Origin of the sequence: Trichococcus shcherbakoviae (genome assembly GCF_963666195.1) — a bacterium.
Classification (GTDB): Bacteria; Bacillota; Bacilli; order Lactobacillales; family Aerococcaceae; genus Trichococcus; species Trichococcus shcherbakoviae.
In genome coordinates, this window is the sequence record NZ_OY762653.1 from 1,849,988 (window position 1) to 1,865,019 (window position 15,032).

A 15,032-nucleotide genomic window follows, 5' to 3' on the forward strand; every position below is an offset into this window, starting at 1 on the left:
ATGAAGGATATAGCTTATATTCATAATTCCTTATTGCTACTAAATTTTATTATTGTGTTATTTAATGCCTCCATCTTTTTGCTTTCGACAAAATATTTACAAGCCCACGGATATGCCTCGGCGTTTTTGGAAAACCTCTCTTATGTCCCTCCGGCTCCGGAAAAGACCTTTTTTGGGGCGATCCTGTTGTTCTTGGTATTACTGGCGAGTATGTACTTCCGCACGAAAGACAGTTACATCGTTTATTGGCTGATCTATTTGGAAATTATCGTGATGATCACATTGATCATCGTTTTGAACGGCAGTTACAATGGCATCGTGTTGTTGGTGTTCGCAGATATTTTGTACAATACAAAGAAAATTAAATATTGGCCCGCACTGTTGGTCGTCAGCTTTGGACTGCTGATCATCTCTGATTATGCCATTCTTTCGCTCATTGTCAGAATGCCGTCAATTGAAACCTATATTAATTTTTATCCCAGCGGAGCCAGAACGTTGATCTTGTTCTTCAGAAACATCCTTGCTTCGCTGAATATCGTTGGCTTCATTTCTTTTCTGGCGACTTCTTTATTTGTCCAACAAAAAGAAAAACAACGGGTCGGAGAACAGTTGGCGATGGTCTCACGCGTAAATGTCGAATTGAAGAACTATGCCAATCTGACTGAAAAAATCGGCGAAGATAACGAACGGAAAAGAATCTCCAGGGAAATACACGATACGCTGGGCCATGCTCTGACCGGAATATCGGCGGGTGTCGATGCCTGCATTGCCATCATTGATATCGATCCGGAAAAAACGAAACAGCAACTGTTGCTGGTCAGCGACGTTGTCAGGATGGGCATCAAAGATGTGCGGCGTTCCTTGTATAAATTGCGCCCGGGCGTTTTGGAAGACAGCACGCTGAAAGATGGATTGACCAAAATGATCGCCGAGTATGAAGGCGTATCCAATCTGAAAATAGATTTATATTACAAATGGGATAATGTTGATATTGAGAATACCAAAGAGGATATCATTTTCAGGATGATCCAGGAATCGATCACCAATTCTTTGCGGCATGGGCATGCTACGGAAATTGAAATCAATATGTTCGTCTACGATAATGAATATGTCATCATCATCCAAGATAATGGCACGGGTTGCGAAAGCATCAAATGTGGTTATGGGTTAAAGCAGATGTGTGAACGCGTTTCTATCTTAAATGGGACGATCAGATTTTCTGGCGAGAACGGTTTCCGGACTGCCATAGAAATACCGATCGAAAGGGGAATAAATTATGATTAAAGTAATGATTGCCGATGATCAAGAGTTGATTAGACAATCCTTGGAAATTGTCTTGTCAACGAAACCGGATCTTGAAGTTGTATCAACCGTAGCTGATGGTTTTGAAGTGCTGGAAAGCATCAAGAAATGCAAACCGGATGTCATTCTGATGGACATCCGGATGCCCAAAATGGATGGCGTCTACTGCACGAAGATGGTGAAGGAACAATACCCTGAAATTAAAATCATTATCCTGACTACTTTCGATGACAATGAATTTGTGTTCAGTGCTTTAAAATACGGCGCCAGCGGGTATTTGTTGAAAGGCGTCAGCATGGACGGCTTGCACCAAGCCATTCTGACCGTCATCAATGGGGGCGCGATGATCAACCCGGATATCGCCACTAAAGTGTTCAAAAAATTCTCGCAAATGGTAACCAGCAGTTATGCGATCCAAGTGCATGACAAAAATGTTGCGGATATCTCCAACCGTGAAATGAAGGTCATCCAACAAGTGGGATTCGGCCTGTCCAACAAAGAAATATCGCAAAAGCTGTTCTTGTCGGAGGGAACGGTCCGGAATTACCTCAGCACCATTTTGTCCAAATTGGATTTAAGGGATCGGACCCAACTGGCCATTTGGGCAGTCCAAACGGGACAAACGACAAAAGACTTCGGTAATGATCATGACTAAAATGAAAAAGGTATTCCTCGCATTAATCGGTTTTAGTCTGTTGATGATCTATCTGTTTGTCAGCTCTCGCCGGGAAGTCACGATTACGCTGGGGATGTTCACCGGCAGCAATTGGGATGTCTACAATGCGGAAAGTTATAAAGTGATCGATGATGCCATCGAAAAATTCGAAAAGGAACATCCTAACGTAACGATAGAGTATAAGAGCGGCATCTTGAAACAAGATTATTCAGCCTGGTTAGCTTCCAATATCGCCAGCGGGGAGCAACCGGATGTTTTTATGGTATTGGCTGAAGATTTCAATAAGTTGTCTTCATTGGGCGCATTGATGCCGTTGGATGAATTGATCAAAGCTAACAACGTAAGTACTGATATCTTCTATGAAAGTGCGCTCAGTTCGGGCAGTTACCAAAATACGCAATATGCCTTACCCTATGAGATCAACCCGACCATGATGTGCGTCAATCGCGATCTGTTGGAAAAGGAAGGTATCGTGATACCTGAGGGTAATTGGACGATCGAAGAATTTTATCAAATCTGTGCACAAGTAACCAAGGATACGGATGGTGATGGCACGATCGATCAGTATGGCTCCTATGGTTTTAAATGGCAAGATGCGGTCAATGGTTATGGCATCAGCTTGTTTGATGAGGAGGGTGCCTCAAGCAATCTGAATCAAAGCGATGTAAGAGAAGCCCTATCCTATATTCAAAAACTGAAAGACCTGAATAAGGGCTATCAAGTATCGTCAGAGGACTTCGATAAAGGCAATGTCGCTTTTTGCCCGTTGACGTTTGCGCAATACCGGACTTATCAACCATATCCTTATCGCGTCAGTAAATATTCTACTTTCAAATGGAGTTGCTTGGCGATGCCCGGGACAATCGCTAATCAAAAGACTTCCCAAATAGCCACCTCTTTGATAGCGATAAATTCCAAAACGACACAGCAACAATTAGCTTTTGAGTTTCTGGAAACCTTAACGATTGATCAAGAAATTCAACAGGAACTATTTGAAAATTCGCAAGGGGCTTCCGCTTTGAAGAGTGTGATGGCCAGCGACAGCACCAAAGCGCTGCTGGATCAGGATGCCATGAGCAATTATTCCTTAAAACAAGATGTGTTGGATGACATCATCGAAAATGCGGTGATCGAACCGAAATTCAAAAAATACAACAATATCATCGAAAGATGCGATTATCTGATCACGAATGCATTGAATGAAAACAAAATTGATGATGAGCTGGTCGACATCGAAAAAGAAATCGATAATCTTTTAAAATAATCGGAATGACAAATGTCACGCGGAGGATGAGGTCTGTTAAGTCCGAGGAATCCGCTGTAGAATGCAACAAGAAAAGCCCTGCTGCGATAGGAATAGCCTATCGCAGCAGGGCTTTTTTTGTATGGGAATTGAATTTATGCGCAGAGATACCCCGCCAAAACCCCTTTGGCGGGGCAAAATGTCCAAGGGCAACACGAGATTCCCCGCCAAAACACATTTGGCGGGGCAAAACGTCCGCGGACAACACAAGATACCCCTCCAAACCCAATTTGGCGGGGTATCCCACCGCCAAAACCGCAGTCCGGTAGTGAACATTTTTCGTTATTTCATGCCAAATGTCACATGAATGTGTTGACACCCGACACGATGCAAGCGCTTCTATGGGTGGTATTCTTTAGAGGCTAATTGATATACGCGAAGGAGGAAAATAATTTGAAATATGTGGTTCTGGTAAGCCACGGCGATTTTGCGACGGGCTTAAAGACATCGTTGGATATGCTGGCTGGAAAACGGGATGATGTGATCGCAGTTGGATTGCCTGATGGGAAAACAGCGGATGAGTTTGCTTTGATGTTCAAGCAAGCTGTTCAAGCTGTGACTGGGGAGGATGAAATCATCTTGCTTGCTGATATTGTAGGCGGCTCACCTTTGACAACTTCATTGAATGTTTTAGCGGATGAAGGCAAACTTGCCAATACAATTACTATCGGCGGTATGAACTTGCCATTGGCTTTAACTTCCGTTTTGATGAAAGACAGCTTGGATAAAGAAACTTTTACCGCTACGGTCGTATCCGAAGCGAAAGCAGCTTTGCAGGAATTCAAATTAGAACAACCAGAAGAAGACGACGAAATTTAGAGGAGGAAAGAGAAATGACAGTATCATTTATTCGGATTGATGATCGGATGATCCACGGGCAAACATGTACGCGTTGGGCAAAAGAGTACCCTTGTGACGGGTTAGTCGCTGTGAATGATAAGGCGGCTCAGAGTGACGTTCTGAAAGCGGCCTATAAGAGTGCCAGCGGTTTAAAAACGTTCATTTGGACCAATGAGGAATGGCAACAAAAAAATCAAAAAGTATTGGACAGCAAAGATCGCTATTTCCTGATCACCAAAGATCCTTTGGACATGAAAAAGATTTTGGTGGATCAAAAATTCAAACCCGGAATCGATACTGTGATCGTAGGTCCGTGCAATGACCGTGAAGGTGCTACGAAATTGGGAAATAACCAATCGATCACACAAGCAGAAGCAGAGGCTTTTGAAGCGATGCATCAAGCTGGGTATAAAATTAAATTTGCCTTGCTGCCTGATGTTTCAATCGGAACCTGGGAAAATTTCAGAAGCAAATTTGGGTTTAAATAATAAAACAAAAGGGGAGAAGAAATCATGACAATCAGTTGGATTCAAGCAGCTATGCTAGGGCTGTTCGCCTGTTTATCAAGTATGCCTGGTTTAGGCGGTACATCATTCGGAAATTATACATTAGGTCGTCCTTTAATCGGTGGTTTAGTATCAGGCATTATCTTAGGCGATATCCAAACGGGTATTTTAGTCGGTGCTGCAATGCAAATCGTGTACATCGCATTGGTCACTCCTGGTGGAACGGTCTCAGCTGACGTTCGCGCGGTCAGTTATATCGGTATCCCGCTTGCGATGGTCGCTCTAAAAAGCTATGGCTTGGCGGCTCTTAGCGTGGAAGGTGCAGCATTGGCTACATCATTCGGTACGATGGTCGGGACTTTGGGTACCGTATTATTTTACGGAACTGCAACAGCTAACTTGGCATGGCAACACATCGGTTGGAAAGCGGTGGAAAAAGGCGAATTCCGTAAGCTATATGCAGTCAATATGGGCTTGCCTTGGATTTCCCATTTCTTCTTCTCCTTTATCCCAACCTTGATCATGTGTAAATTGGGAGCCGATGTCGTTGAGTTGATCAAAGAAACCTTACCGATGGACGGCTTGGCAATGAAAACTTTATTCACAGTCGGATCCTTGCTTCCTTGCGTCGGGATTGCGATTCTGTTGAAACAAATCGTTACCAAAGCAGTAGACTTCATTCCCTTCTTCTTTGGCTTTACGTTGGCTGCTTCATTAGGGATCAACTTGGTTTCAGCGACAGTGGTTGCGGCTATGTTTGCTTTAATCAACTATCGCATCAAACTGCTGTCATTGCAAAGAGTGGTTTCAGTAAGCGGCGATGAAGAGGAGGACATTTAAGATGATGGCTAAGGAATTAAGCAAAAAAACATTGACGAAATCTTTCCACAACTGGTATTACGGAAACCTGACCTGTTTCTCCCAAGAACATATGCAAACATTTGGCTATCTATGTTCGATGCTGCCGATCGTTGAAGAACTCTATGATAAAAAAGAAGATCAAGCAAAATCGATGAAGACCTATACTGCCTTCTTCAATACGGAACCACAAATAGGTACAGTCGTAGTCGGTATCACAGCCGGGTTGGAAGTTGCTCGTGCCAACGGGGCAGCGGATGTCGATGATGAAACGATCAATGGTTTGCGTGCCGGTTTGATGGGACCTTTGGCGGGTATCGGTGACTCCCTGATCGTTGGAACGCTGATTCCGATTTTACTTGGTATCGCACTGGGCTTATCTACGGATGGCTCACCCTTAGGCGCAATTTTCTACATGATCGTGTGGAACCTGATTGCCTACTTCGGGATGAAATTCCTTTACTTCAAAGGCTATGAACTAGGCGGTAAAGCTGTTGATTTCTTAGTAGGACCACAAGGGTTGGCGTTACGTGAATCGATCACTTTATTAGGCGGAATGGTCATCGGGGCGGTTGCAGCTACTTGGGTAAGTGTCAAAACATCGTTCGCGTTGATTGGATCAGACGGAAACAGCATTTTGACGCTGCAAGACAAATTCGACTCCGTATACCCAGGCTTATTGACTGCTTCATTTGTAGTAGGCTGCTGGTATTTGCTGTCCAAAAAGAACATGTCCCCAATTAAAGTCATGTTGATTTTGGTAGTCGTTGCCTTTGTCGGCGTTTTGGTTGGATTCTTCAACCCAGGATTGACTTATTAGTATCTAGTAATATTGTCTTGGCTGACTGATCTTGATAAATTTAAAACGAAATATCCCCATAAGTCGCGTTGTATACGCGGTTATGGGGATTTTTTTTTAGTTTGGAAATAAACAGTTGAAACTTCTCGCATAAAAAACGATCTCAAAGCCTTGCTGCTGTAGTATCTGTAAGCGCAAAAAAGCATGAACCTTTTCGGTCGGGTATAATTGAGTCACAACGAAACAATTATTAACGCAGTTAAATTCAGTACTTAGTCTGATGAATGAACAAGGTCAATTGGCAACGGGTGGCTTGTATGTTTATGCCCCGATGAGCGTGAAAAGTTGTAAAGTGGTGTATATAAACATGCGTTGTCGAAGAGAATTGAGAGGGAGTGGAAATATGCATGCAACTTTAACATCAGAAATTTCTCAAAATATCGTAAATCGCACGATGAAAATACTTCCGTATAATGTGAATGTTATGGATAACGAAGGTAAAATCATAGGATCTGGGGACCCGAAAAGAATATCCATGAAACATGAAGTGGCGGTTGAAGTTATCCGCAAAAAGCAATCCATAGAGGTAAAATCAGAAGATGCTCTTCTATGGGGAGGCGTAAAGGAAGGTCTGAATTTACCGATTGTAATAGGGGATGAAATTGTAGGTGTAGTAGGGATTACAGGAAAATTAGATGAAATTAGAGGCTATGGCGAGTTAGTGAAAATGACAGCTGAAATGATTATTGAACAATCGATTCTTGAGAAAGAACTTCAACTTGATGAACGCATCAACCGAGAAGTTATCACACAATTGATAAATAAAGGGTATAAATATGACACCCTGTTCTATAAAAAAATCAAAATATTACAGTTAAACTTGAATGAACCAAGGGTGGCTATTGTAATCAAAGGCAATACCGATGAATTGAGATTATTAAGCCGCTTAACAGATATGCTGAAGGAATTAATTGAAGAACACGATTTATATACCACCCTGTTCACAGGAGAAATGGTGATACTAAAAAAAGTAAGTCTCAATGACGGGATTTGGAATGAAGAAAAAACATTGCAAGTTTTGAAAATTTGGTTAACGAAGTTAGACAGATTGGGATTGGAAATATCAATTTCCATTGGCAGTTTTTATAGTGAGCATAAAGAATGGTGGAAATCATACGAAGAAGCAAAAGACGCTCTAGTTGTTGGAGAAAAATTAAAAGTCACCCAAAGAATTTTTCAGTTTCGAGATGTTTCTTTATATGTACTTTTATCAAAGATGATCCCTACTATAAAGGAAAATTCTATTTTCCGGGGTTATGATAAGCTGAAACTGAATGATAAGAACCTAGAATTACAAAATACATTGGATTCCTATATAAAAAATAGTGGTAACAGCAAGCAGACAGCTGCTGAATTGTATGTCCATCGTAATACTGTCCAATACCGATTGAGTAAAATTCATGAGATTACAGGAAAAAATCCTTTTTTTTATTCTGATTTATTTGAATTATATCTGTCATTGATTGTTGATAAATTAGATTAGATACAAAAAATGGAAAATTGCACAATAAATTCATTTGGGAGCGCTTCTCATTTGTGCTGTATGCTAATGCTTCCGGAAAGTGAAACGGTTACAATTTGTGTATTGAAATTTGGGGAGGAATAATTAATGGATGTGCAAGTAAGTGCTTTAGGAGCAATAGTGGGCTTGATAGTAGCTATTTTTTTGATTTTTAAAAAAGTTCCACCGGTATATGCATTATTTAGCGGAGCGCTGATCGGAGGGTTATTAGGCGGTGCTACTTTGGTAGAAACCGTCAGTTTGATGAATCAAGGAGCGCAAGGAATTGTCACTGCAGTTCTAAGAATACTATCTGCTGGTGTTCTGGCAGGAATACTAATAGAGTCAGGTGCAGCTTCATCTATTGCCCAAACAATCATAAAAAAATTAGGTCATTCAAAAGCTCTGTTTGCCTTAGCTTTAGCAACGATGTTGCTTACGGCAGTAGGTGTGTTTATTGACATAGCAGTTATTACTGTTGCTCCTATCGCAATGGCGATAGCCTATAAAACAAACATGTCAAGAACGGCTATTTTATTAGCAATGATTGGCGGAGGCAAGGCTGGGAATATTATTTCGCCAAATCCAAATACGATAGCAGTATCCGAAGCTTTTGGTGTACCTTTAACAAATGTTATGTTGGCGGGAGTCATTCCTGCTGTTTTCGCAGTGGTTGCCACTTATTTTATCGCTAAACGTTTAGTGTTGAAAGGAAGTTCCATTTCCGAAAAAGAATTGTCGGAAGAAACGCAGTCAGTTCCTTCTTTTGGGAAAGCGATTGTGGCGCCTTTGGTAGCGATTGTTCTGTTGTCATTAAGGCCGATTGCCGGTATTGCAATTGACCCAATGATTGCATTGCCAGTCGGAGGAATAGCCGGAACAGTTGTGATGGGAAAATTTTCCTCAATCACAGCTTATACTATTTCGGGATTAAATAAGATGTCTGGAGTAGCTGTATTATTGTTAGGGACGGGGACACTGGCCGGAATAATCAGTAATTCGGCGTTGGGTGAGGTACTGATCAGCGGGATTGAAACAATGGGCTTGCCTGCCTATATGCTGGCTCCAATTTCAGGGATATTCATGTCAGCTGCAACAGCATCTACTACATCGGGAGCTGCCGTAGCAAGTAGTGTCTTTAGTCAAACACTATTAAAAGCTGGTATCAGTAACATCGGAGGAGCAGCTATGGTTCATGCGGGAGCTACTGTATTGGATCATTTGCCGCACGGGAGTTTCTTCCATGCAACTGCGGGAAGTGTCACGATGGATTTTAGAGAAAGACTAAGATTAATTTCTTATGAGTCTCTTATAGGGTTGATCATTACTGTGATTTCTACACTTATATTTGGAGTATTTAACTTATTTGGTTGATGAGATGAAAAAGATGGCCATTCATCAATAAGTAAAGCGAAGTATCTCACTGAGACGAAAACGATTTGGAGAAAGATAAAGGAGAGTGACTGATTACATGAAAATTGTTATCGCACCAGACTCATTTAAAGAAAGTTTGACAGCATTAGAAGCAGCTAATGCTATTGAAGAAGGATTTAAAAAGGTATTTCCTGATGCCGAATACTTAAAAGTTCCGATGGCCGATGGAGGCGAAGGAACGGTACAGTCTTTGGTCGATACAACAAATGGTAAAATTCAGACGCTCACTGTTCATGGCCCATTAGGAGAATTGGTAGAAGGATTTTACGGCATTTCAGGAGATGGGAAATTAGCCATTATTGAAATGGCGGCAGCTTCAGGTTTGGACTTGGTTAGCCCTTCAGAGCGAAATCCGTTGATCACATCCACATGGGGTACCGGGGAATTGATTCAAGATGCTATAAACAAAGGGGTAAAGGAAATTTTGATTGGCATAGGAGGCAGTGCGACCAATGATGGTGGTGCTGGAATGATTCAGTGCCTGGGCGGTAAACTCTTGGATAAAGAAGGGCAACAAATCGTTCCTGGTGGAGTCGGCTTGGCTGATTTAGTTTCGATCGATCTTTCCGAATTAAATCCCAAATTAAAAGAAGTTGAAATCAAAGTAGCTTGTGATGTGGATAATCCTTTTACCGGACCTAAAGGCGCTTCTTATATTTACGGGTTTCAAAAAGGCGGAACGGCTGAGCAAGTAGAACAACTCGATAAAAATCTGGCACATTTTGCCAGTTTGATTCGCCAGTATCTGAATAAGGACATTGAGTTTGTTGCTGGGGCAGGAGCAGCTGGCGGTTTAGGCGGTGCTTTGATGGCCTTTTTAGACGCTAAGCTGCAAAATGGCGGCGAGTTGGTAAGCGAATTGGTCGGTTTAGCAGAAAAGATTTGTGATGCCGATTTGGTGATAACGGGTGAAGGCGGAATAAACCACCAAACGATTTATGGGAAAACACCCATTTGTGTAGCTAAAATTGCTCAAAAATATCAAGTCCCAGTCATCGCTATTGCAGGAAGCTTGACTGGTAATTACGAGACAGTCTATGAACATGGAGTGACGGCAGTATTCAGCATTCTTTCTGAGCTCACTTCATTAGAGACAGCGTTGGAGATGGGATATGAGAATATAAGAAAAACAACACAGAATATTGCGTCAGTTATTCAATTAAGTCAGAGCAGGCTTTGAAAAATAAAATTAAACATCCGTAAAAAGTTCAATCGGCAGCTTATTCAAAAAGTTGCTGATTGGATTTTTTTTATTGCACTGACTTTTTCAAAATCTGCAGGTGGTACTGTTTTCGTTGAGTTTATGATTTCAGGCGGAAAATTCAGTACTTAGTCCGATGCCTTTGTACGGAACAGGGATTATAATGTAAGGGAAAGAGAGGGGAAAGGCCATGAATTTCTTAATGAATCTGATTTGGTTTGTGTTGGGTGGTTTCATCAGCTTCATTTCCTGGGTTGTGATCGGTGTTTTGTGGTGCCTAACGATAGTCGGGATCCCAATCGGTATGCAATGCTTCAAGTTCGCGGTGATGGCGGCTGTGCCGTTCGGTAGGGAAATCCGCATCAGCGAAAGCGGCACGTCTTTAGTGTTGAATATAATCTGGATGCTGTTGGGCGGCTTGGCATTGGCTGCTGAGGAAGTCATCCTGGGCATCGTCTTCTGTCTGACTATCGTAGGCATTCCGTTCGGGCTGCAGCACTTCAAACACGCCAAGCTGGCATTGTTTCCGTTTGGGGCGGAAATCTATCGGGTTGCATAACAGGCAATATCATTGTCGGATGAGTACGCTACCGAAGACTCTATTTTAAAAAGCAATGAGGCCCTTTATTTCCAGTCAATCACTGGGAATAAAGGACCTCATTTTTACGGTTCAATGCAATAATTAATTTTGCGTAATTCCATTCACGATTTGGCTCAAACCCTCCTGGATCGGTGTTGCTGGACGACCAAGGAGTTTTTCGAAATCGTTGCTCTCAACATCCAGTGAACCCACGCGAATACTTTTTTGGATCTCAACAAGGATAGGGATAACGAAATCCGGCACGCCAGCGTCCTGCATAATAGCGGCGTAGGTAGCGTCATCGACTTGTTGTACAGTTACTTCTTTGCCCAATACACTTCCGAGAGCTGCCGCTATTTCTTCCTGAGCCAATACCTTGCCGGAAAGCTCGTAGGTTGTGTTTTCTTGCCCGTCACCGGAAAGGACAGCAGCCGCAGCCTCTGCATAATCTTGTTGAAGTGCCCAACCTACCTTGCCGTTTTCTGCTGATGTGATCCATGGAGCTCCTGCCAGGACACCTTGAATTCCCGAAATTTCATTCTCCAAGTACCAGTTGTTGCGCAAGAAGGAGTAGGGAATCCCAGTTTTCAGAATTGCTTCTTCTGTGAACTGATGCGTTGGGGCGAATAAGTTTTGGCTTTCTTTTGCATTCGCTAAACTGGTGTACGCGATGAACCCGACGCCCGCGCGTTCTGCCGCAGCCACTGCATTGGCGTGCTGACGAATTCTTGTTTCGTTATCCCCATCCGCGGAAACAAGCAATAAACGATCAACGCCTGCAAAAGCAGCATCCAGTGTTTCCGGGTGATCAAAATCCCCTTGGCGGACTTCCACGCCACGAGCCCTTAACGCTTCCGCTTTCTCTGGGTTACGAACACTGACGGCCAATTCACTGGCCGGTACAGTCTTCAACAGCGTTTCTACAACCTTCGAGCCGAATTTTCCTGTTGCTCCCGTTACTAATAATTTCATTTTGCATCTCTCCCTTTTTATGTTTACTTTTCTTTTGTAACCTTATAATATGGTATCAGGGATCTTTTTGTAAGTAGGCACTTTAATATTACCTAGTCACAAAAACAGGACTAATGCGGAAGAGAGGCGTTTATCGTGGCAAGAAGTCGGTTTGGAGAAGTTGTAGGGGAGCAAATAGAGGTTTGCCCCGTTACGCAAACGCAGGACATCATCGCAGGCAAATGGAAAATCATCATCCTGTGGAATCTGAGCACGCAGACGAGAAGGTTTAATGAGCTTCAACGGTTGTTGCCGAATATTTCAAAAGGGATCTTAACAAGACAATTGCGGGAATTGGAAGAAGACCAGATGGTTCACTGGGAAGTCTATAAGGAAGTTCCACCTAAAGTAGAGTATTCCTTGACGCCATTGGGAGAGAGCTTTATTCCGATACTGCAGAGTATGGGCGAGTGGAGCAAGAAAAATTTGGTGAGCAAGTAAAAAGTTGAAGTGATGGGGGAATCAGCCCCCTCTTTTAGTTTGGATAATTTGATAGGCTGATTGAACAACTGGCTGTAAAATAATTGATGGTCAAAGGTATCTGTTGACAGGTTCCTTTTTCTTGCGTAAGCTTTGATATATATTTCAGCTTAGGGAAGGAATATGGCTTAAAGGAACGGATATGTGGAAGCGGTATCAGTTTGTTTGGATAGCGAAATCACACCGATACGGCGAAACTTCATTTTTTTACGAGGGCTAAACACACACGTATGGGTGACCGATCGCTAGCTCGCCGTTTTGTGGAAAAACTGGGAAAAGCAAAAAGTACAAGGAGGCAAAAATATGATTGTTGAAACGATAAAATTGTATCCGGAACGGGAAGACGTCACGCTGACGACTTATGTACTGCAGGATTCGCCGGAATTACTGGACGGCGCAACGCGTCCGGCCGTACTGATCTGCCCTGGCGGCGCCTATCTTTCCTGTTCGGATCGGGAAGCTGAGCCAGTGGCGATGCGGTTTGCAGCGATGGGCTATCATGCCTTTGTGCTGCGCTATTCTGTTTATCTGGAAAAGGGAGAAGCCTTCGAATCCATTTTTGGAGGCGTTGATAGGCGGGAACACACAGTCTTTCCGGCCGCCATCCGCGATATCGGCAAAGCCATGTTGACGATCCATGAACATAGTTGGGAGTGGTTGGTAGATACGGAGAGGATCGCATTATGCGGCTTCTCGGCAGGTGCGCATAATGCCGCGACCTATTCCGTTTATTGGGACAAACCGATTCTGACCGATTATTACCAAGTGTCGGAAGAAAAACTTCGTCCCGCTGCTACGATTTTGGGCTATACGTTGAGCGATTATCTGTTCATGAAAGCGACCGAAAAGGATGAAATGGGCACCCTTCTGTTTGATGCCTCCGTAACGTCGCTGCTGGGAGAAGCGACCCCTAGCGATAAAACGCTGAAGGAAGTGAGCCCGGCGTTGTTGGTGACCGAAAAAACACCGCCGATGTTCCTGTGGGCCACCGCATCCGACGCACTTGTTCCGGTCGGGCACACGTTACGGATGGGGATGGCTCTTTCGGAGCGCGATATCCCGTTTGAGATGCACGTATTTGAAGAAGGTCCGCATGGATTGAGCCTTGCCACGCAGGCTACAGCCAACGCTAAAACGTTGGTAGACCAAAATGCCGCCAAATGGATCGACCTGGCGGACGCCTGGCTGCTGAAACGCTTCAGTCTCGATTTGCAGGATAAAACCGAGTGGGATTAGGAACTGTGCTGGCAAGATTTTGAGGGGAAAAGATGAATAGTCGTGAGATATCCATCTTTTAAGTGCACTAGGAGCCGAAAAAGATGAATAATAAAAAGTTATTCATGTTTCCAGGCTAATCAGGAACAAAAAAGATGAATAAGAGAAAGTTATTCATCTTTTCGGACTCTCCGGTAACCAATTAAATGTGGGAAAAGCGCAAAAAAGTTAAGGGAAGCCTCGTTATTTCGAGGCATTTCCTTAACTTTTCTTATTTATCCAGATTTGTTTTCAAGGAACCTTAAAACCCATGCCGTTCGACTTCCAACAGCGCAAAAGTTTTCGCTTCTACGTCGTATTCGTACTTGAAGACGCAGCAGTTGGTGATGCCGTTCTTCACTACTTCACGGGGATCCTGCCATGCGCGCAGGAAGTGGATGCAGGCGCCGGCATGGGAAACGGCGAGCACGTTTTGATGATCATCCTGTTCCATGATTTCGGTGCAAGTACGGACCATCCGTTCCATTACCTGGTCGCCGGATTCGCCGCCGTACTGAACGAAAAAGGTACTTTTGTCTTTGGGATTCAGATCTTCGCTTTCGCCTTCGAAGGTACCGAAGTGCATTTCCTTCAGGCCTTTCAGGCGTTGGTAGGGCATCAATTCGTTCGTCACGATCTCCAGCGTATCGCAGGCGCGCTCGGCTGTGGAGCTGTAGGCGTGGTCGAGGTCGATTGCATCAAAGTAGGCACTCGCGATTCCGGCTTGCTGGATGCCGAGCTCCGTCAACGGCGAATCGCAGGCGCCCTGGATTTTTCTGCGGACATTGAAAAGGGTCTGGCCATGGCGCATCAAGTACAACGTTTTTTTCATGTGGGTTCCTCCTGGGATGTGAAGCGTATGCATATCAATTATACTACTTGCTTCGGGGGGCAAGTCAACAGGGAGTGCCTTCGCATACTCCGCGCTCTCATACATATGGCTGATGTGATACGCCACACTGGTTTTCTCCTCCGGCGAGCGGAGGCTACGCCGGAGGACGCATCACATTTAAAGTCTGTGCTCCGATGAGGACAAGCTCGCAGGAGATGAGTCCGCAAGATACCGCTGTACTCCGATGGGAGAACCCTCGCCGGAGGAGCGGACCGATTCCGTCGCTTGGGTTGGCGATCTTCCGATTTGTGGTGACCTTGAGGGAGCCGCGGGGAAATACGCAGATAGCTGCGGCAGAATAGAACGAAAAAATCACCCGCGAAGGATTCTTGAGA

The 15,032-nt window shown here is 43.8% G+C and carries 15 protein-coding genes; 13 read left to right on the forward strand and 2 right to left on the reverse strand.

Annotated elements, in window-relative coordinates; translation table 11 throughout:
- Window positions 1–186: 186 nt before the first annotated feature.
- From ACKPBX_RS08795 to ACKPBX_RS08845, 11 genes are all read left to right on the forward strand, one after another.
- Window positions 187–1,284 carry a sensor histidine kinase gene (locus ACKPBX_RS08795; protein ID WP_319995164.1) on the forward strand — a complete coding sequence of 366 codons (1,098 nt, stop codon included), beginning with the start codon at window positions 187–189 and terminating at the stop codon, window positions 1,282–1,284.
- On the forward strand, window positions 1,277–1,957 hold the full coding sequence (locus ACKPBX_RS08800; RefSeq protein ID WP_319995165.1) for a response regulator transcription factor: 681 nt from the start codon (window positions 1,277–1,279) through the stop codon (window positions 1,955–1,957). Before ACKPBX_RS08795 ends, ACKPBX_RS08800 begins: the two co-directional genes overlap by 8 nt.
- Window positions 1,950–3,242 (forward strand): ABC transporter substrate-binding protein, encoded by a 1,293-nt coding sequence (locus ACKPBX_RS08805; protein WP_407702595.1) that lies wholly within the window; start codon window positions 1,950–1,952, stop codon window positions 3,240–3,242. The genes ACKPBX_RS08800 and ACKPBX_RS08805 overlap by 8 nt, the downstream gene beginning before the upstream one ends.
- A gap of 432 nt (window positions 3,243–3,674) precedes the next feature.
- Complete coding sequence (locus ACKPBX_RS08810; RefSeq protein WP_272162568.1) at window positions 3,675–4,100, forward strand: PTS sugar transporter subunit IIA; 426 nt, start codon at window positions 3,675–3,677, stop codon at window positions 4,098–4,100.
- 14 nt (window positions 4,101–4,114) lie between these two features.
- The gene (locus tag ACKPBX_RS08815) at window positions 4,115–4,609 is read left to right on the forward strand and encodes a PTS sugar transporter subunit IIB (RefSeq protein WP_319995167.1); all 495 of its coding nucleotides are present in this window, start codon (window positions 4,115–4,117) and stop codon (window positions 4,607–4,609) included.
- Window positions 4,610–4,633: 24 nt separating this feature from the next.
- A complete protein-coding gene (locus tag ACKPBX_RS08820) occupies window positions 4,634–5,467 on the forward strand; it encodes a PTS mannose/fructose/sorbose/N-acetylgalactosamine transporter subunit IIC (protein ID WP_272162566.1) in 834 nt (277 codons plus the stop codon).
- A 4-nt stretch (window positions 5,468–5,471) separates the two neighbouring features.
- Window positions 5,472–6,305, forward strand: a complete 834-nt coding sequence (locus ACKPBX_RS08825; RefSeq protein WP_319996422.1) for a PTS system mannose/fructose/sorbose family transporter subunit IID — start codon at window positions 5,472–5,474, stop codon at window positions 6,303–6,305.
- Between the two features lie 259 nt (window positions 6,306–6,564).
- The gene (locus ACKPBX_RS08830; protein ID WP_319995168.1) at window positions 6,565–7,827 is read left to right on the forward strand and encodes a CdaR family transcriptional regulator; all 1,263 of its coding nucleotides are present in this window, start codon (window positions 6,565–6,567) and stop codon (window positions 7,825–7,827) included.
- A 126-nt stretch (window positions 7,828–7,953) separates the two neighbouring features.
- Window positions 7,954–9,219: a GntP family permease gene (locus tag ACKPBX_RS08835; protein WP_319995169.1), complete on the forward strand. Its 1,266-nt coding sequence runs from the start codon at window positions 7,954–7,956 to the stop codon at window positions 9,217–9,219.
- Between the two features lie 97 nt (window positions 9,220–9,316).
- The gene (locus ACKPBX_RS08840) at window positions 9,317–10,459 is read left to right on the forward strand and encodes a glycerate kinase (RefSeq protein ID WP_272162563.1); all 1,143 of its coding nucleotides are present in this window, start codon (window positions 9,317–9,319) and stop codon (window positions 10,457–10,459) included.
- Between the two features lie 211 nt (window positions 10,460–10,670).
- Entirely contained in the window at window positions 10,671–11,039 is a 369-nt protein-coding gene (locus ACKPBX_RS08845) for a YccF domain-containing protein (protein ID WP_272162562.1), read from the forward strand.
- Between the two features lie 123 nt (window positions 11,040–11,162).
- On the opposite strand, the gene ACKPBX_RS08850 is transcribed toward ACKPBX_RS08845, so the two are convergent.
- Window positions 11,163–12,032, reverse strand: coding sequence for an SDR family oxidoreductase (locus ACKPBX_RS08850; RefSeq protein ID WP_319995170.1), 870 nt, complete (start codon window positions 12,030–12,032; stop codon window positions 11,163–11,165).
- 135 nt (window positions 12,033–12,167) lie between these two features.
- On the opposite strand from ACKPBX_RS08850, the gene ACKPBX_RS08855 reads away from it, so the two are divergent.
- A complete protein-coding gene (locus ACKPBX_RS08855; RefSeq protein WP_319995171.1) occupies window positions 12,168–12,512 on the forward strand; it encodes a winged helix-turn-helix transcriptional regulator in 345 nt (114 codons plus the stop codon).
- 342 nt (window positions 12,513–12,854) lie between these two features.
- Complete coding sequence (locus ACKPBX_RS08860) at window positions 12,855–13,787, forward strand: alpha/beta hydrolase (protein WP_319995172.1); 933 nt, start codon at window positions 12,855–12,857, stop codon at window positions 13,785–13,787.
- Between the two features lie 280 nt (window positions 13,788–14,067).
- Here the strand turns inward: ACKPBX_RS08860 and ACKPBX_RS08865 are convergent, their stop codons facing one another.
- A complete protein-coding gene (locus ACKPBX_RS08865; protein ID WP_319995173.1) occupies window positions 14,068–14,637 on the reverse strand; it encodes a histidine phosphatase family protein in 570 nt (189 codons plus the stop codon).
- Between the last annotated feature and the right edge of the window lie 395 nt (window positions 14,638–15,032).

What these genes read in the sequence shown, in the direction of transcription:
- ACKPBX_RS08865 (WP_319995173.1), bottom strand. Translation starts at nt 14,637, where the DNA reads ATGAAAAAAACGTTGTACTTGATGCGCCATGGCCAGACCCTTTTCAAT.
- ACKPBX_RS08825 (WP_319996422.1), top strand. Translation starts at nt 5,472, where the DNA reads ATGGCTAAGGAATTAAGCAAAAAAACATTGACGAAATCTTTCCACAAC.
- ACKPBX_RS08850 (WP_319995170.1), bottom strand. Translation starts at nt 12,032, where the DNA reads ATGAAATTATTAGTAACGGGAGCAACAGGAAAATTCGGCTCGAAGGTT.
- ACKPBX_RS08845 (WP_272162562.1), top strand. Translation starts at nt 10,671, where the DNA reads ATGAATTTCTTAATGAATCTGATTTGGTTTGTGTTGGGTGGTTTCATC.
- ACKPBX_RS08860 (WP_319995172.1), top strand. Translation starts at nt 12,855, where the DNA reads ATGATTGTTGAAACGATAAAATTGTATCCGGAACGGGAAGACGTCACG.
- ACKPBX_RS08805 (WP_407702595.1), top strand. Translation starts at nt 1,950, where the DNA reads ATGACTAAAATGAAAAAGGTATTCCTCGCATTAATCGGTTTTAGTCTG.
- ACKPBX_RS08815 (WP_319995167.1), top strand. Translation starts at nt 4,115, where the DNA reads ATGACAGTATCATTTATTCGGATTGATGATCGGATGATCCACGGGCAA.
- ACKPBX_RS08800 (WP_319995165.1), top strand. Translation starts at nt 1,277, where the DNA reads ATGATTAAAGTAATGATTGCCGATGATCAAGAGTTGATTAGACAATCC.
- ACKPBX_RS08835 (WP_319995169.1), top strand. Translation starts at nt 7,954, where the DNA reads ATGGATGTGCAAGTAAGTGCTTTAGGAGCAATAGTGGGCTTGATAGTA.
- ACKPBX_RS08820 (WP_272162566.1), top strand. Translation starts at nt 4,634, where the DNA reads ATGACAATCAGTTGGATTCAAGCAGCTATGCTAGGGCTGTTCGCCTGT.
- ACKPBX_RS08840 (WP_272162563.1), top strand. Translation starts at nt 9,317, where the DNA reads ATGAAAATTGTTATCGCACCAGACTCATTTAAAGAAAGTTTGACAGCA.
- ACKPBX_RS08830 (WP_319995168.1), top strand. Translation starts at nt 6,565, where the DNA reads ATGAATGAACAAGGTCAATTGGCAACGGGTGGCTTGTATGTTTATGCC.